The organism is Hydrogenophaga sp. YM1 (assembly GCF_016903055.1).
Taxonomy (GTDB): Bacteria; Pseudomonadota; Gammaproteobacteria; order Burkholderiales; family Burkholderiaceae_C; genus Hydrogenophaga; species Hydrogenophaga borbori.
Genome location: NZ_CP070223.1, coordinates 1017242 through 1034027, shown reverse-complemented (window position 1 = coordinate 1034027; position 16786 = coordinate 1017242). Strand labels below are relative to the sequence as shown.

Sequence of the window (16786 nt, the reverse complement as noted above, 5' to 3'; positions counted from 1 at the left end):
GCCGGCTCAGCCGCGGCTGAGCACCAGGTTGTCGCGGTGGATCATCTCGGGCTCGGCGGCGTAGCCCAGCAGGCGCTCGAAATCGGCCGAGGACTTGCGGCACAGCAGGCGCGCTTCCGAGCTGGCGTAGTTCGCCAGCCCGCGCGCCACTTCCTGGCCGCGAGCGTCGCGCACCGCGATCACGTCGCCGCGCGAGAAGTCGCCTTCCACGGCGGTCATGCCGATCGGCAACAGGCTCTTGCCCTCGCCCGCGATCTTGGCCGCCGCGCCGTCGTCCACCACCACGGCGCCGCGCAGCTGCAGGTGGTCCGAGATCCAGCGCTTGCGCGCCTGGTGCTTGGCCGTCTGCGCGACCAGGGCCGTGCCGATGGCCTCGCCGGCGCACAGGCGCAGCAGCACGTCGGGCTCACGCCCCCAGGCGATGACCGTGGAAGCGCCCGACGCCGCCGCGCGCTTGGCGGCCAGGATCTTGGTGATCATGCCGCCCTTGCCGATGCCGCTGCCCGCGCCACCGGCCATGGCCTCCAGCGCCGGATCGCCCGCGCGCGCCACGTGCACGAAGCGCGCCCCGGGGTCGCGCCGCGGGTCGGCGGTGTAGAGGCCCTTCTGGTCGGTGAGGATGACCAGCACGTCGGCCTCGACCAGATTGGCCACGAGCGCGCCCAGCGTGTCGTTGTCGCCGAACTTGATCTCGTCGTTGACCACCGTGTCGTTCTCGTTGATCACGGGCACGACGCCGAGCTGCAGCAGCGTCAGCAGGGTCGAGCGGGCGTTGAGGTAGCGTTCGCGGTCGGCCAGGTCGGCGTGGGTCAGCAGCACCTGCGCACTGCCGACGCCGCAGGCGCGCAACTGCGTCTCATACATCTGCACCAGGCCCATCTGGCCCACGGCGGCGGCGGCCTGCAGCTCGTTGATCTCGTGCGGCCGTTTGCTCCAGCCCAGGCGCTTCATGCCCTCGGCGATGGCACCGCTGCTCACCATGATGAGCTCGCGCCCCTGCTGGACCAGGGCCGCGAGCTGCTGGCTCCAGTGGCCGATGGCCCCTTCGTCCAGGCCTCGGCCTTCGTTGGTGACCAGGCTGGAGCCCACCTTGACGACGATGCGCCGCGCGTGGCGCACGAGGTCGGCCGCTTCGCTGGCCGTGCTGTCGATGACCTGGCTCATGGTGTGATGGATCCGGATCCGTCGTCGCCGCCGCCCGGCGCGAAACGGGGGTCGATCTCGACGGGCCCGATGGCCTGTTGCCGCTGCGCCTCGATGTGTTCGTAGGCCTTCTGCACCAGCCGCTCGCAGCCCTCGCGCGTCAGCGCCGAGATCTCGAACACCGGGCCCTTGTAGCGCAGGCGTTTGACGATGTCCTTGACGCGGGCCCCGCGCTCTTCGGGCGGCAGCATGTCCACCTTGTTGAGCACCAGCCAGCGGGGCTTGGCGTGCAGCTCGGGGTCGAATTTCTTGAGTTCGGCCACGATCGCCTTGGCCTGCGCCACCGGGTCGACGGCCTCGTCGAACGGCGCCGCGTCCACCAGGTGCAGCAGCAGCCGCGTGCGCTGCAGGTGGCGCAGGAACTGGTGGCCCAGCCCCGCGCCCTCGGACGCGCCCTCGATCAGGCCGGGCACGTCGGCCACCACGAAGCTCTTTTCGGGCCCCACCCGCACCACGCCCAGGTTGGGGTGCAGGGTGGTGAAGGGGTAGTCGGCGATCTTGGGTCGGGCGTTGGAGATGGCCGCGATCAGGGTGGATTTGCCCGCGTTGGGCATGCCCAGCAGGCCCACGTCGGCCAATACTTTGAGCTCCAGCTTGAGCGCCTTGCGTTCGCCCGGCCAGCCGGGCGTCTTCTGACGCGGCGCGCGGTTGGTGGAACTCTTGTAGTGCATGTTGCCAAAGCCGCCATCGCCGCCCTTGGCAATCATCACCTGCTCACCGGCTTGCAGCAGTTCGCATAGCACCTGGCCCGACTCGGCGTCGGACACGATGGTGCCGACCGGCACCTTGAGCACCACGTCGTCGCCCTTGACACCGAACATGTCGGAGCCCTTACCGTGTTCACCACGCTGTGCCTCGAAGCGGCGGGTGTAGCGGAAATCGACCAGGGTATTCAGGCTCGGATCAGCCAGCATGAATACGTGGCCACCTCGCCCGCCGTCCCCGCCATCGGGGCCGCCGAACTCCTTGTACTTCTCGTGCCGGAACGACGCGCACCCATTCCCCCCATCGCCAGCGGCGACGTCGATGGTGGCTTCATCAACGAACTTCATGGGAGTTGGATGCGAATGCTAGCTCGAAGACAACAAAAAGGCCCGCAAGCGCGGGCCCCTTGCGCGAGGATCGTGCAGGATCAGGCCGGGGTGACGCTGACCACGTGACGACCCAGAGCACCCTTGACCGCAAACTGCACATGGCCGTCCACGGTGGCGAACAGGGTGTGGTCCTTGCCGACGCCGACATTGGTGCCGGGGTGGAACTTGGTGCCGCGCTGGCGCACGATGATCGAGCCAGCCGTGATCAGCTCGCCGCCGAACGCCTTGACGCCCAGCATCTTGGGCTTGGAATCGCGCCCGTTGCGTGTAGAGCCGCCGCCTTTTTTCTGTGCCATCTTGCCTGCTCCTTAGGCCGAAATCGAAGCGATTTCGATCTCGGTGAAATTCTGCCGGTGACCCTGGCGCTTCTGGTAGTGCTTGCGACGGCGCAGCTTGAAGATGCGCACTTTGTCGTGACGACCGTGCGCCACCACCTTGACCGTGACCGATGCGCCGGAGACCAAGGGAGTGCCCACTTTCAGCTCGGTGCCGTTGCCGACCGCCAGAACCTCATCGAACACAATCTCTTGGCCCACGTCCGCAGCAATCTGTTCTACTTTAATTTTTTCGCCGGCAGCCACGCGATACTGCTTGCCACCGGTTTTTATGACCGCGTACATAGGAACCTCTTGAAGTTGGCCTTCCCGCAGAGCCCGGCCAAGACAGCCGGCTGACCACGAAGGCATCGGCAGACGGATTTCCGCCGAACTGCGAATTATAGCCTTCGGCGAACCACCAGGCAAACCGGCCGGTCCGTACCGCCAGGGCAGGCCCAGGGCCCGAGGGCCGTCGGACGGGCTTCCTATAATCCAGCGCCGCCCAACGCCACCCAACCACGGGCCCCTCACTTGTCCCTTGCCTTGTCGACGAACAACCCGCTCGAACTGATCCGCGCCGACATGGCCGCGGTTGACCGGGTGATCCACGAACGCCTGACCACCGACGTACCCCTTGTGCGGGAGGTGGCCCAGTACATCATCTCGGCCGGCGGCAAGCGTCTGCGCCCGGCCCTGCTGCTGCTGGTCAGCGGCGCCCTGGCCTGCGAGCACCCGCACCGGCACACGCTGGCGGCCGTGGTGGAGTTCATCCACACCGCCACCCTGCTGCACGACGACGTGGTCGACGAATCAACGCTGCGCCGGGGCCGTGCCACGGCCAACCAGACCTTCGGCAACGCCGCCAGCGTGCTGGTAGGCGATTTCCTCTACTCGCGCGCCTTCCAGATGATGGTCGACGTGAATCAGATGCGCGTGATGGAGGTCCTGTCGGACGCCACCAACGTGATCGCCGAGGGTGAGGTGCTGCAGCTCATGAACATGCGCGACGCCTCGATCGACGAGGCGTCCTACCTGCGCGTGATCCGCTCCAAGACGGCCAAGCTGTTCGAGGCCAGCGCGCGGCTCGCCCCCATCCTGGCGCAGGCGGACCCGGCCGTCGAACACGCCTGCGCCACCTATGGCCAGGCCCTGGGCACGGCCTTCCAGGTCATCGACGACGTGCTCGACTACGAGGGCAGCGCCGACGAACTCGGCAAGAACCTGGGCGACGACCTGCGCGAGGGCAAGGTCACGCTGCCCATCATCTGCGCCTTGCGAGCGGGGAATGACGCCCAGCGGGCGCTGATCCGCGACGCGATCGAACACGGCCGCATCGAGAACCTGCCGGACATCCAGCGCATCATCCTGGGCACCGGCGCCCTGGACACCGCACGGGCGGCGGCGCACGCCGAGGCGCAGCGCGCGCTCGACGCCGCGGCCACGCTGCCGTCGAATCCGCACCAAGAGGCTTTGCTACAATTGGCGGCTGCACTGCTGGAGCGTCGCTCCTGAAGTTCACGGTTCTGGCACCGTCATCAGCCAAAGGATCCGCTGATCCACACGGGGTGTAGCTTAGCCTGGTAGAGCGCTACGTTCGGGACGTAGAGGCCGGAGGTTCGAATCCTCTCACCCCGACCATCATCTGGTCACATCAACGACCGCTGCGCGGCCCAGTAGCGCTCCAAGGCCCCCAGCTGGCGGCTCGCCCGACGCAACGCAGATACAACGTCAATCGACGTGAGTCCCTGTTTTCCGGATAACTGGCGTCAATTGTGACGTCCAAGTTGTTGATTTCCGTTAGATTACGGGCATATGGCGTCAGTTGATTCGGTGAACCAGGACAGTCCGTCCATGGCCCTTCCGGGGCTTGGGCGCGCGCTCGTGTCCGCGGGCAAGCTCAACCAGCGCGCGGCCGAGGACCTTTACCGCAAGGCCCAAAGCAGCCGAACCAGCTTTATTGCCGAGTTGACCGGCTCCGGCGCGGTGTCGCCCACGGACCTGGCGCACACCATGTCGGTGGCTTTCGCGGCCCCCCTGCTCGACCTCGATGCCATCGATGTGCAGCGGCTGCCTGCCGGCTTGCTGGACGCCAAGATCTGCGCCGACTTCCGCATCGTCGTCCTTAGCAAACGCAACAACCGCCTGATCGTCGCGACGGCGGATCCGTCCGACCAGCAGGCGGCCGAAAAGATCAAGTTCGCCACGCAGATGGGCGTGGACTGGGTCATCGCGGAGTTCGACAAACTCAGCCGCCTGGTCGAAGCGCAGACCAAATCGGTCACCGAGGCGATGGAGAACATCGTCGGCGACGTCGAGTTCGATGAGCTGGCTGCCGAAACCACCACCGCCGATGCCGCCGAAAAGGCCAGCGAAGTCGACGATGCCCCGGTCGTCAAGTTCCTGCACAAGATGCTGATCGACGCGTTCAACATGCGCGCTTCCGACCTGCACTTCGAGCCCTACGAACACCAGTACCGCGTGCGCTTCCGCATCGACGGTGAACTGCGCGAGATTGCCTCACCCCCGGTCGCCATCAAGGAAAAGCTGGCCTCGCGCATCAAGGTCATCTCGCGGATGGATATTTCCGAGAAGCGCGTCCCGCAAGACGGCCGGATGAAGCTCAAGGTCGGGCCCGATCGCGTCATCGACTTCCGTGTCAGCACACTGCCCACGCTGTTTGGCGAGAAGATCGTGATCCGCATCCTCGACCCAAGCCAGGCCAAGATGGGTATCGACGCCCTGGGCTATGAGCCGGAAGAGAAAGAGCGTCTGCTGGAGGCCATCCAGCGCCCCTACGGCATGGTGCTGGTCACCGGTCCCACGGGCTCCGGCAAGACGGTCTCGCTCTACACCTGTCTGAACATCCTGAACAAGCCCGGCGTAAACATTTCGACGGCCGAAGACCCGTCCGAAATCAACCTGCCCGGCGTGAACCAGGTGAACATGAACGAGAAGGCGGGCCTGACCTTTGCCGTCGCGCTCAAGGCCTTCCTGCGCCAGGACCCGGACGTGATCATGGTCGGCGAGATCCGCGACCTGGAAACCGCCGACATCGCGATCAAGGCCGCGCAGACCGGTCACATGGTCATGTCGACGCTGCACACCAACGACGCGCCGACGACACTCACGCGGATGATGAACATGGGCATTCCCACGTTCAACATCGCCTCCAGCGTGATCCTCATCACCGCCCAGCGCCTGGCGCGCCGCCTGTGCCCCAACTGCAAGGCGCCGCTGGACGTTCCCCGCAAGGCCTTGCTCGAGGCCGGCTACAAGCCCGAGGAGCTTGACGGCACCTGGACGCCCTACAAGCCGGTGGGCTGCTCGGCCTGCAACAACGGCTACAAGGGGCGCGTCGGCATCTACCAGGTGATGCCGATCTCCGAAGAGATCCAGCGCATCATCCTGCGCGGCGGCACCTCACTGGACATCGCGCAGCAGGCCAGCAAGGAAGGCGTTCGCTCGCTGCGGGAGTCCGGCTTGCTCAAGGTCAAGCTGGGACAGACCTCGCTTGAGGAAGTCCTCAGCGTGACGAACGAATGACCCACCGCTCACCCACAGCCCCCTGAGGAATTCCATGGCCACCGTCGCAAGCAAGAGCGTCAAGGACTTCGTGTTCGAATGGGAGGGCAAGGACCGCAACGGCAAGGCGGTGCGCGGAGAAACGCGCGCCCAGGGTGAGAACCAGGTGACGGCCACGCTGCGCCGGCAAGGCATCATCCCGGTCAAGATCAAGAAGCGCCGCACGTCTTCGGGCAAGCGCATCAAGCCGAAGGACATCGCGATCTTCACGCGCCAGTTGGCCACCATGATGAAGGCCGGTGTGCCGCTGCTGCAGTCCTTCGACATCGTGGGCCGCGGCAACCCCAACCCGAACGTCACGCGGCTGCTCAACGACATCCGCGCCGACGTGGAAACCGGTACCTCGCTGAGCGCGGCCTTCCGCAAGCACCCGATGTACTTCGACAGCCTCTACTGCAACCTGATCGAGGCGGGCGAAGCGGCCGGTATCCTGGAAGACCTGCTCGACCGCCTCGCCACGTACATGGAGAAAACCGAGGCGCTGAAGTCGAAGATCAAGTCGGCCCTGATGTACCCCACGGCCGTGATCATCGTGGCCTTCGTGGTGGTGGCCGTCATCATGATTTTCGTGATCCCCTCCTTCAAGGAGGTGTTCACCTCGTTCGGCGCCGACCTGCCCGCGCCCACGCTGTTCGTCATCGCCATGAGCGAGTTCTTCGTCCAGTACTGGTGGCTGATCTTCGGCGGTCTCGGCGGCGGCATCTACTTCTTCCTGCAAGCCTGGAAGCGCAACGAAAAGGTCCAGCGCTTCATGGACCGCCTGCTGCTCAAGCTGCCCATCTTCGGCGACATGATTGAGAAATCGGTGGTGGCGCGCTGGACGCGCACGCTGGCCACTATGTTCGGCGCGGGCGTGCCGCTGGTCGAAGCGCTCGACTCCGTGGGCGGTGCGTCGGGCAACTCGGTCTATGCCATCGCCACCGAAAAGATCCAGCAGGAGGTGTCGACCGGCACCAGCCTCACGGCCGCGATGACCAACGCGAACATTTTTCCCTCGATGGTGCTGCAGATGTGCGCGATCGGCGAGGAATCGGGCTCCATCGACCACATGCTGGGCAAGGCCGCCGACTTCTACGAGGCCGAGGTCGATGACATGGTGGCCGGCATCTCCAGCCTGATGGAGCCGATCATCATCGTGGTGCTCGGCACGGTGATCGGCGGCATCGTCGTCTCGATGTACCTGCCCATCTTCAAGCTCGGCCAGGTGGTCTGATGGCGGAGTTGGCCACCGGTGCGCCCGCCGCGGCGCTGTTGGGCTTGCTCGGCCTGCTCGTGGGCAGCTTTCTGAACGTGGTTATCCACCGCCTGCCCAAGATGATGGAGCGGCAATGGGCCGCCGAATGCGCGGAGTTGCAAGGCACGGCGCAAGAGGCCCAGGCACCGGCAGACCGCTACAACCTCCTGGTGCCGCGCTCGGCCTGCCCGCATTGCGGCCACCCCATCCGCTGGTACGAGAACATCCCCGTGCTGAGCTACCTCGCGCTGCGGGGCCGGTGCAGCCAGTGCGGCGCGGGCATCGGGCCACGCTATCCCCTGGTGGAAGCGGCCACCGGTGCGCTGTTTGCCTGGGCAGGCTGGCACTGGGGCCTCAACACCGCCGGCCTGGCCTGGTGCGGGTTCGCCGCGGCCGTGGTCGCGCTGGCCTGCATCGACTGGGACACCACCCTGCTGCCCGACGACATCACGCTGCCCCTGCTGTGGGCGGGCCTGGTCGCCGCGGCACTCGGCGTTACGCCCACCCACCTGGCCGATGCCGTCTGGGGGGCGGTCGGCGGCTACCTGTCCTTGTGGCTCGTCTACTGGGCCTTCAAGCTGCTCACCGGCAAGGAAGGCATGGGCTACGGCGACTTCAAGCTGTTCGCGGCCTTCGGCGCCTGGTTCGGCTGGCAAGCGCTGGTGCCCATCATCCTCATGGCCTCGGTGATCGGTGCGGTCGTCGGCATTGGCATCAAGCTGGTGGGTCGCCTGCGCGAAGGTGGGTATGTGCCCTTCGGCCCCTTCCTCGCGCTGGGGGGGCTCACCGCCATGGTGTTCGGTCCCTCGGCCATCCTGGCCGCCGTCGGCCTGTGAGCGCCGCGCGACCGGCCTGGCGGATCGGCCTCACGGGCGGCATTGGCAGCGGCAAAAGCACGGTCGGCGCCCGGCTGCAATCGCTCGGTGCGGAGCTCATCGACGCGGACGCCATCTCCCGCGCCAGCACGGCGGCCGGGGGCGCGGCCATTCCCGCGGTGCGCGACGGCTTCGGCCCGGATTTCATCGACAGCGACGGCGCGCTGCACCGCGCCCGCATGCGCGAGCTGGTGTTCGCCGACCCCGGCGCCCGCCAACGGCTCGAGGCCATCGTTCATCCCATCGTCGCGCGCGAGATCGCCATCCGCGTGACCCAAAGCAACAAAGCTTGCGTCGTGTTCGACGTGCCCTTGCTCGCCGAGTCGCCGCGCTGGCGGCCCCAACTCGACCGAGTGCTCGTGATCGACTGCAGCGAGGCCACGCAGCGCCGCCGCGTGCGCGCCCGCAGCGGCTGGGACGACGCGGTGATCGATGGCGTGCTGCGCAGCCAGAGCCCCCGGGCCCTGCGCCTGGCGGTGGCCGACGCGGTGATCTTCAACGACGAGGACGATCTCGACCGTTTGCATGGGTTGGTGGACCGGCTATCGGTAAGCTTCGGGCTATGATCCGCCCATGCGCGGCCAACACGGCCCCACGCGCCGCGAGCCCGTGATCCTCTACGAATACCCTTTCAACGAACGCATCCGCACCTACCTGCGGCTCGAGCAGCTGTTCAAGCGCCTCGCCGCGCTCGTGCCACGCGACCACCCGCTGGATCACCACTACGCGATCCAGACGCTGTTCGAGATCATGGACGTGGCCTCGCGCGCCGACATGAAATCGGACGTGCTCAAAGACCTCGACCGGCAGAAACAGGCGCTGGCGGGCTTTCGAGGCAATCCCGCCATTTCCGAGTCGGCGCTGGAAACCGCCATTGCCCAGCTCGACACCTGCTTTTCGCAGATCGCCGACGTGCCCGGCAAACCGGGCCAGGCGCTCACCGAGAACGATTGGCTGATGGCCATTCGCAGCCGCATCGGCATCCCCGGCGGCACCTGCGAATTCGACCTGCCGGCCTACTACCACTGGCAGCACCTGGCCACCGACCAGCGCCAGGCCGACCTGAGCGCCTGGTCGCGCACGCTGGCGCCGCTGGCCGAGGCCGTGGTGCTGTTGCTGAAGATGATGCGCGAGACCGGCGCGCCGCAGAAGGTGGTGTCCAGCGGCGGGCAGTTTCAGCAAAACCTGCCCCAGGGGCGCACCTTCCAGTTGCTGCGCTTGCGCATCGACCCCTCGTCCGGCCTGGTCCCCGAAATCAGCGGCAACCGGCTGATGTTCTCGGTGCGCCTCATGCGCCTGGGCGAGGACCACCGCCTGCACCCCGCGGGCGAGGACGCGAGCTTCGAACTCGCCTTGTGCGCCTGAGGCCATGGCCGAGCCGGTCGAGCCCCGCATCGTGCGCTGCCCGGCCTGCGGCGGCGACAGCGTCTACGCCCCCTGCAACCGCTGGCGCCCGTTCTGCAGCGAACGCTGCAAGCAAGGCGACCTGGGCGCCTGGGCCAGCGAGCAGTACGCCCTGCCCGACAAGGGCACGCCGGTGAACGACTGGGACGCCGAGTCGCCGCGCTGAACCGCGCCGCGCCTCAGGCGGCGTCGGCCTCTTCCTGCAGCCAGCGCAGCACCGGCACCGTGCCGGGCAACACGGGTTCGCAGCCCACCGGCAGGCGCTCCCAGCGGCTGTCCTGGCCCTCGTGCATCTGCAGCTCGCCGGACCACTGGAACACCTTGCAGAAGTGCAGGCGCACAAGCCCGTGGGGGTAGTCCACCAGCTGGACGCGCCAGACGTTCGCCGGCCCGATGGTCAGGCCGATCTCTTCCTGCAGCTCGCGCCGCAGCGCCTGTTCCACGGTCTCGCCGGCCTCGAGCTTGCCACCCGGGAATTCCCAGTAGCCCGCGTAGACCTTGCCCGCGGGGCGCGAGGTGAGCAGGAAGCGCCCCTGATCGTCGATGAGAACGCCGACGGCCACGTCCGTCGCGCCCTGGGCGGCGACGGCCTCGCGCCCCCCGTCGACGACCAGCACCTCGGCGCTCATGCCCCGGCCTCGGCGCCGTGCGAGCCGGCGTAGTCGCGCGCGAACTGGTAGGCCACGCGGCCGCTGCGCGAGCCCCGCTCCAGCGCCCACACCAGGGCCTGCGGCCGCGCCGCCTCGATCGCCCCGGCCGCCACGCCGAAGGACGACAGCCACTGCGCGACGATGGCCAGGTACTCGTCCTGGCTGAAGGGGTAGAAGCTGATCCACAGGCCGAAGCGCTCGGACAGCGAGATCTTCTCTTCCACCACCTCACCGGGGTGCACCTCGCCGTCCGCCGTGTGCGTGTACGTGAGGTTCTCCTTCATGTACTCGGGCAGCAGGTGGCGGCGGTTGCTGGTGGCGTAAATCAGCACGTTGGCGCTGGACGCCGAGACCGAGCCGTCGAGGATGGACTTGAGCGCCTTGTAGCCGGGCTCGCCGTCTTCGAAGCTGAGGTCGTCGCAATAGACGATGAATTTCTCGGGCCGGCCGGCCACCACCTCGACGATGTCGGGCAGGTCGACCAGGTCGCTCTTGTCGACCTCGATCAGCCGCAGGCCTTGCGCCGCGTACGCGTTGAGGCAGGCCTTGACCAGCGAGGATTTGCCCGTGCCGCGCGCGCCCGTCAGCAGCACGTTGTTGGCCGGCAGGCCTTTCACGAAGTGCTCGGTGTTGCGCTGGATGCGCTCCTTCTGCGGCTCCACTTCCTTCAGGTCGTCCAGCGCGATGCTGGCGACGTGGCGCACGGGCTCCAGCAGGCCATGGCCGCTGCTGCGCTTGCGGTAACGAAAGGCATGGGACGCCGACCAGTCCGGCGCCGACAGGGGCCGCGGCAGCACGGATTCGATGCGGTCGATCAGGGCTTCGGCGCGCTGCATCAGGCGCTCGAACGAGGGGTTCATGAGCGGTAGTCGGCGTTGATGGTGACGTACTCGTGGCTGAAGTCGCAGGTCCAGACGGTGTCGCTGGCCGTGCCGCGGCCCAGGCCGATGCGCACCTCGATCTCCGCCGGCTTCATCACGCGCTGGCCGTCTTCTTCACGGTATTGGGGGTGGCGGCCGCCGCGCGTCACCACATGGACATCGCCCAGCCACAGGTCGATGCCGCCCACGTCCAGGTCGTCGATGCCCGCATAGCCCACCGCCGCCAGGATGCGGCCCAGGTTGGGGTCGCTGGCGAAAAAGGCCGTCTTGACCAGCGGCGAATGCGCCACCGAATAGGCCGCGCGCAGGCACTCCGCCGTGTCGCGGCCGCCCTCCACGCGGATGGTGATGAACTTGGTGGCGCCCTCGCCATCGCGCACGATGGCGTGCGCCAGGCGCTGGGCCAGGGGCGTGAGCGCGTCCAGCAGGGCGCGGCCCGACGGGCTGGACAGGTCGGTCACCGGCGGATGGCCTGCCTGGCCGGTGGCGATGACCACGAAGGAATCGTTGGTGCTGGTGTCGCCGTCGACCGTGACCCGGTTGAACGAGGCGTCGGCCAGGCGCCGGGCCAGTTCGTTCATGAGTTCGGGCGCCACCGCCGCGTCGGTGGCCAGGAAGCCCAGCATGGTGGCCATGTTGGGCCGGATCATGCCGGCGCCCTTGGCGATGCCGGTGGCGCGCAGCGCGCGGCCCTCCAGCTCGAAGGACACGCTGGCGGCCTTGGGCAGGGTGTCCGTGGTCATGATGCCCTGGGCCGCGGCCAGCCACTGGGCGCCGGAGTCGTGCTGCGCCAAGCAGGCGCTGGTCAGCGCCGCCGGCAGGCCACCGAGCAGGCGGTCCATGGGCAGGGGCTCCATGATCACGCCGGTGGAGAACGGCAGCACCTGCTCGTGGTGCAGGCCCAGCGAGCGCGCCAGCGCGGTGCAGGTCTGGCGCGCGTCGGCCAGGCCGCTCTCGCCCGTGCCCGCGTTCGCATTGCCCGTATTGATCACCAGCGCGCGCACGCCCTGGCCACTGGCCAGGTGCTCGCGGCACACCTGCACCGGTGCCGCCGCGTAGCGGTTGCGCGTGAACACCGCGCCCACCGCGCTGCCCTCATCGAGCAGGAACACGGTGAGGTCCTTGCGGTTGGCTTTGCGGATGCCGGCTTCGGCGACACCGATGCGCACGCCCGCGATGGGCAGCAGATCGGCCACGTCGGGACTGGAGAGCTGGACAGGCATGGAGGGGTTCTCGGATCGGGAAGGGGACGGCTGGCCAGGGCGCCAGCCGCTCAGTCGAGTCGGCCGTGGCAGTGCTTGTACTTCTTGCCGCTGCCGCAGGGGCAAGGATCGTTGCGCCCCACGCGCGGCACCTCGCCCGCCATCGCCTGGGCGACGGCGGCCTCGGGGCGGGTCTCGGCCTCACCGGTCTCGGTGGGCGCCGTGTAGGTGACGTTGCTGATGGCCTCGGCGCGCTCTTCCATCTGCTCGGCCGCCTGCGAGATCTGCTCGGCCGATTGAACGCGCACGTTCATGAGGATGCGGGTGACGTCGTTCTTCACCGAGTCGAGCAGCTGGCCGAACAACAGGAAGGCCTCGCGCTTGTATTCCTGCTTGGGCTGCTTCTGCGCGTAGCCGCGCAGGTGGATGCCCTGGCGCAGGTAGTCCAGCGCGGCGATGTGCTCGCGCCACTGCGAATCGATGGTCTGCAGCAGCACCACGCGCTCGAACGAGGTGAAGTTCTGCTCACCGACCTGGTCGACCTTGGACTCGAACACCGCCTTCGCGGCCTCGCGCACGCGCTCGGCGATGTTCTCGGCCTCGACCGCCTCCGCCCCGGCCACCCAACTCGCGAGCGGCACGTCCACCGCCCACTCCTCGCGCAGCGCCTTCTCCAGGCCGGGCAGGTCCCACTGCTCTTCCACGCTTTCCTCGGGCACGTACTGTTGCACCAGGTCGGTCATGGCGCCGTTGCGCAGCGCGTCGATCTGCGCGCGCAGGTCCTGCGCGTCGAGGATGTCGTTGCGCTGCTGGTAGATGACCTTGCGCTGGTCGTTGGCGACGTCGTCGTACTCCAGCAGTTGCTTGCGGATGTCGAAGTTGCGCGCTTCCACCTTGCGCTGCGCGCTTTCGATGCTGCGCGTGACGATGCCGGCCTCGATGGCCTCGCCCTCGGGCATCTTCAGGCGGTCCATGATGGCGCGCACGCGGTCGCCCGCGAAGATGCGCATCAGCGGATCGTCCAGGCTCAGGTAGAAGCGGCTGGACCCCGGGTCGCCCTGGCGGCCCGAGCGGCCGCGCAGCTGGTTGTCGATGCGGCGCGACTCGTGGCGTTCGGTGGCGATGATGCGCAGGCCACCCAGTGCCACCACCTTTTCGTGGTCGGCCTGCCACTGCGCGCGCAGCGCCTCGGCGCGCGCGGCGCGGGTGGCCTCATCCAGCGAGGGATCGGCCATCACGGCCTCGACCATCTTCTCGAGGTTGCCGCCGAGCACGATGTCGGTGCCGCGGCCCGCCATGTTGGTGGCGATGGTGATGGCGCCCGGCCGGCCGGCCTGCGCGATGATGTCCGCCTCGCGCGCGTGCTGCTTGGCGTTGAGCACCTGGTGCGGCAGCTTCGCCGCTTCGAGCAACTGGGCAATGATCTCGGAGTTTTCGATCGACGAGGTGCCCACCAACACCGGCTGGCCGCGCTCGTGGCACTCGCGGATGTCGGCGATCGCAGCGTCGTACTTTTCCTTGGTGGTCTTGTAGACGCGGTCGAGCTGGTCCTGGCGCTTGCTGACGCGGTTGGGCGGAATCACCACCGTCTCCAGGCCGTAGATCTCCTGGAATTCGTAGGCCTCGGTGTCGGCCGTGCCGGTCATGCCCGAGAGCTTGCCGTACAGGCGGAAGTAGTTCTGGAACGTGATGGAGGCCAGGGTCTGGTTCTCGGGCTGGATGCCCACGCCCTCCTTCGCCTCCACCGCCTGGTGCAGGCCGTCGCTCCAGCGGCGGCCGGCCATCAGGCGGCCGGTGAACTCGTCGACGATGACGATCTCGCCGTTCTGGTTCACGTAGTGCTGGTCGCGGTGGAACAGGTGGTGCGCCTTGAGCGAGGTCACCAGGTGGTGCAGCAGCGCGATGTTCGAGGGGTCGTACAGCGAGGCGCCTTCGGGCAACAGGCCGGCCTTGGACAGCAGGGCCTCGGCGTTCTCGTGACCCTGTTCGGTGAGGTGCACCGAGCGCGCCTTCTCGTCGAGCGTGAAGTCGCCCGGTTTGATCACGCCCTCGCCGGTGCGCGGATCGGCCTCGCCTTCCTGGCGGCTGAGGTGCGGCACCAGGCGGTTGATGGCCACATAGACGGCCGTCTGGTCCTCGGCCTGGCCGCTGATGATCAGCGGCGTGCGGGCCTCGTCGATCAGGATGGAGTCCACCTCGTCGACGATCGCGTAGTGCAAGGGGCGCTGCACGCGGTCCGCGGCCTCATAGACCATGTTGTCGCGCAGGTAGTCGAAGCCGTACTCGTTGTTGGTGCCGTAGGTGATGTCGGCGCGGTAGGCGGCCTGCTTCTCCTCGCGCTGCATCTGCGGCAGGTTCACGCCCACCGTCAGGCCGAGGAAGTTGTAGAGCTTGCCCATCCACTGGGCGTCGCGGTTGGCCAGGTAGTCGTTGACCGTCACCACGTGCACGCCCTGGCCGGCCAGCGCGTTCAGGTAGACCGGCAGCGTGGCCGTGAGCGTCTTGCCCTCGCCGGTGCGCATCTCGGCGATCTTGCCGCTGTGCAGGGCGATGCCGCCCATGAGCTGCACGTCGAAGTGGCGCATCTTCATGACGCGCTTGCTGGCCTCGCGCACGACCGCGAAGGCCTCGGGCAGGAGGGCATCCAGCGTCTCGCCCTGCGCCAGGCGCTGGCGGAAGACCTCGGTCTTGGCCTTGAGTTCGTCGTCGCCGAGCTTCTCGAACTGCGGCTCCAGGGCATTGATGCGCTCGACCGTTTTGCGGAACTGCTTGAGCAGGCGGTCGTTACGGCTTCCGAAGAGCTTGGTGAGGAAATTGGTGGCCATATGAGGGCGTCCGGGAGGCCAGGCCGCGAGGCCCTGGCGTGGACAGCAAGGATCGATCGGAAGGACGCTTGCGCGCCCACGGCCTGCGACAACGGGGCACAAGGCCTCTACATGCCGGCGAACACGCGGCTTTCAAGCGCGAAACCGGCATTTTAGCGGCCGGCCCCGGTGCGCTTCAGCGCGTGCGTGGGGCGTTCGGCCCGGGCGGCGAGCGGGCCAGGGTTTCGCCGGCCTGCAGGAATTTCTGCGGGTTCTGCGGCACGCCCGCCACCCACACCTCGAAGTGCAGGTGCGGGCCGGTGGAGCGCCCGGTCGAGCCGACCTCGGCGATCTTCTGGCCGCGTTTGACGATGTCGCCCTTCTTCACGAAGACCTTGGAGGTGTGGGCGTAGCGCGTCACCAGGTCGTTGCCGTGGTCGATCTCCACCAGGTTGCCATAGGCGGCGTGGTACTCCTGCGCGATGACCACGCCACCGGCGGCGGCCACGATGGGCGTGCCCGTCTCCGCGGGAAAGTCCAGGCCCGTGTGCAGGGCCGACTGGCCGTTGATCGGGTCGATGCGGAAGCCGAAGCCCGAGCCCACCCGCCCGTCCACCACAGGCTTTTCCGTCGGTATCAGGGTGCTCTGGATCTTCTGGTCGAAGAGGCGCGACTCGATCGCGGTGAGCCAGTCCACGCGGGCGCCGCTGCCGGCGTCCGCCGCCTCCATCTCGCGCGCGAGCTCCTCCAGCGTGAGCGAGCGGTTGGAGACCAGCACACCGCCCGAACCGGGCAGGGGCGGCCGCGCCTGCGCGGGCTCCAGGCCGGCCAGGCCGGCGACGCGCTCACCGAGCGAGTCGATCTGCATCATGCGCGCTTGCATCTCGCCGAGCTTGCGCGCCATCGCGTCGAGGTTGGCGCGCAGGTAGGCGTCGCGTTGGCCGGGGTCATCGCGGTGCACCAGGCGCGCCACGGAAGCGAAGCCGGGCCAGCCCTGGCGAATGCCCTCCAGGAACACCCAGTGGTAGGTGGCCACCGCGCCGAACATGAGGCCCAGCACGGCCAGCACGGCCACGGCGATCAGCTTCCAGCCGTTCAGGTGCAGGGCCTGGCGGCGGGCGAGCCAAGCGTCGGTGATGATGATGTGCACGGCTCTGTTCCTTTGCTGAGCGACCCGCTCGACGCGGCACGACCGACTCGGTCAGAATGACCGCATGCCGACCCGACAATCCCCCTCCGTCTTCAGCCTGCAGGAGGCCGTTGGCGCCGCGCCTGGCCTGGCCGAACTGCAGGCCAGGATCCGCCAGTCGCAGCGCTGTCTCGATCTTGTTCGGGAGCGCATTCCCCATGCCCTGCGCACCCAGGTCACCGCCGGGCCCCTGCAGGACGCCGAGTGGTGCCTGCTGGTTCGCAGCAGCGCGGCGGCGGCCAAATTGCGGCAGCTGCTGCCCGCGCTGCGTGACGCATTGCACGAAAGCGGGGCGCAGGTTAGCGCAATCCGCATCAAAGTCCAAACGCCAGGCCGATGAGCGCGCCCGCC

At 67.8% G+C, this 16786-nt stretch carries 17 protein-coding genes and 1 tRNA gene; 9 read left to right on the top strand and 9 right to left on the bottom strand.

Annotated elements, in window-relative coordinates; translation table 11 throughout:
- Window positions 1-6: 6 nt before the first annotated feature.
- From proB to rplU, 4 genes are all read right to left on the bottom strand, one after another.
- A complete protein-coding gene (gene proB, locus JNX00_RS05090) occupies window positions 7-1164 on the bottom strand; it encodes a glutamate 5-kinase (RefSeq protein WP_204744293.1) in 1158 nt (385 codons plus the stop codon).
- Complete coding sequence (gene cgtA, locus JNX00_RS05085) at window positions 1161-2255, bottom strand: Obg family GTPase CgtA (RefSeq protein WP_204744292.1); 1095 nt, start codon at window positions 2253-2255, stop codon at window positions 1161-1163. The genes proB and cgtA overlap by 4 nt, the downstream gene beginning before the upstream one ends.
- Before the next feature lie 80 nt (window positions 2256-2335).
- The gene (gene rpmA / locus JNX00_RS05080) at window positions 2336-2593 is read right to left on the bottom strand and encodes a 50S ribosomal protein L27 (RefSeq protein WP_070399111.1); all 258 of its coding nucleotides are present in this window, start codon (window positions 2591-2593) and stop codon (window positions 2336-2338) included.
- A gap of 12 nt (window positions 2594-2605) precedes the next feature.
- Window positions 2606-2917: a 50S ribosomal protein L21 gene (gene rplU, locus JNX00_RS05075; RefSeq protein WP_070399112.1), complete on the bottom strand. Its 312-nt coding sequence runs from the start codon at window positions 2915-2917 to the stop codon at window positions 2606-2608.
- Between the two features lie 279 nt (window positions 2918-3196).
- Here rplU and JNX00_RS05070 point away from each other — a divergent pair, with 279 nt between their 5' ends.
- The 8 genes from JNX00_RS05070 (at window position 3197) to JNX00_RS05035 (ending at window position 9875) form a co-directional block, all read left to right on the top strand.
- Entirely contained in the window at window positions 3197-4126 is a 930-nt protein-coding gene (locus JNX00_RS05070) for a polyprenyl synthetase family protein (RefSeq protein ID WP_083293165.1), read from the top strand.
- 49 nt (window positions 4127-4175) lie between these two features.
- Window positions 4176-4252: transfer RNA gene (locus JNX00_RS05065), tRNA-Pro, on the top strand.
- 174 nt (window positions 4253-4426) lie between these two features.
- The gene (pilB, locus tag JNX00_RS05060; RefSeq protein WP_070399114.1) at window positions 4427-6157 is read left to right on the top strand and encodes a type IV-A pilus assembly ATPase PilB; all 1731 of its coding nucleotides are present in this window, start codon (window positions 4427-4429) and stop codon (window positions 6155-6157) included.
- Window positions 6158-6191: 34 nt separating this feature from the next.
- Complete coding sequence (locus JNX00_RS05055) at window positions 6192-7409, top strand: type II secretion system F family protein (RefSeq protein ID WP_070399115.1); 1218 nt, start codon at window positions 6192-6194, stop codon at window positions 7407-7409.
- The gene (locus tag JNX00_RS05050) at window positions 7409-8266 is read left to right on the top strand and encodes an A24 family peptidase (RefSeq protein ID WP_204744291.1); all 858 of its coding nucleotides are present in this window, start codon (window positions 7409-7411) and stop codon (window positions 8264-8266) included. Before JNX00_RS05055 ends, JNX00_RS05050 begins: the two co-directional genes overlap by 1 nt.
- A complete protein-coding gene (gene coaE, locus JNX00_RS05045) occupies window positions 8263-8871 on the top strand; it encodes a dephospho-CoA kinase (RefSeq protein WP_204744290.1) in 609 nt (202 codons plus the stop codon). The genes JNX00_RS05050 and coaE overlap by 4 nt, the downstream gene beginning before the upstream one ends.
- Before the next feature lie 43 nt (window positions 8872-8914).
- Window positions 8915-9670, top strand: coding sequence for a cell division protein ZapD (gene zapD, locus JNX00_RS05040; RefSeq protein ID WP_070399233.1), 756 nt, complete (start codon window positions 8915-8917; stop codon window positions 9668-9670).
- Window positions 9671-9674: 4 nt separating this feature from the next.
- Window positions 9675-9875, top strand: coding sequence for a DNA gyrase inhibitor YacG (locus tag JNX00_RS05035; protein ID WP_204744289.1), 201 nt, complete (start codon window positions 9675-9677; stop codon window positions 9873-9875).
- A 13-nt stretch (window positions 9876-9888) separates the two neighbouring features.
- Here the strand turns inward: JNX00_RS05035 and JNX00_RS05030 are convergent, their stop codons facing one another.
- From JNX00_RS05030 to JNX00_RS05010, 5 genes are all read right to left on the bottom strand, one after another.
- Window positions 9889-10338, bottom strand: a complete 450-nt coding sequence (locus tag JNX00_RS05030; RefSeq protein ID WP_204744288.1) for a (deoxy)nucleoside triphosphate pyrophosphohydrolase — start codon at window positions 10336-10338, stop codon at window positions 9889-9891.
- On the bottom strand, window positions 10335-11219 hold the full coding sequence (locus JNX00_RS05025) for an ATP-binding protein (RefSeq protein WP_070399120.1): 885 nt from the start codon (window positions 11217-11219) through the stop codon (window positions 10335-10337). Before JNX00_RS05025 ends, JNX00_RS05030 begins: the two co-directional genes overlap by 4 nt.
- A complete protein-coding gene (gene argJ, locus JNX00_RS05020) occupies window positions 11216-12463 on the bottom strand; it encodes a bifunctional glutamate N-acetyltransferase/amino-acid acetyltransferase ArgJ (RefSeq protein ID WP_204744287.1) in 1248 nt (415 codons plus the stop codon). Before argJ ends, JNX00_RS05025 begins: the two co-directional genes overlap by 4 nt.
- A gap of 50 nt (window positions 12464-12513) precedes the next feature.
- Complete coding sequence (gene secA / locus JNX00_RS05015; RefSeq protein ID WP_204744286.1) at window positions 12514-15267, bottom strand: preprotein translocase subunit SecA; 2754 nt, start codon at window positions 15265-15267, stop codon at window positions 12514-12516.
- Between the two features lie 175 nt (window positions 15268-15442).
- The gene (locus tag JNX00_RS05010) at window positions 15443-16396 is read right to left on the bottom strand and encodes a M23 family metallopeptidase (protein ID WP_204744285.1); all 954 of its coding nucleotides are present in this window, start codon (window positions 16394-16396) and stop codon (window positions 15443-15445) included.
- Window positions 16397-16460: 64 nt separating this feature from the next.
- Here JNX00_RS05010 and JNX00_RS05005 point away from each other — a divergent pair, with 64 nt between their 5' ends.
- Window positions 16461-16775 (top strand): DciA family protein, encoded by a 315-nt coding sequence (locus JNX00_RS05005; RefSeq protein WP_070399124.1) that lies wholly within the window; start codon window positions 16461-16463, stop codon window positions 16773-16775.
- Window positions 16776-16786: the final 11 nt, after the last annotated feature.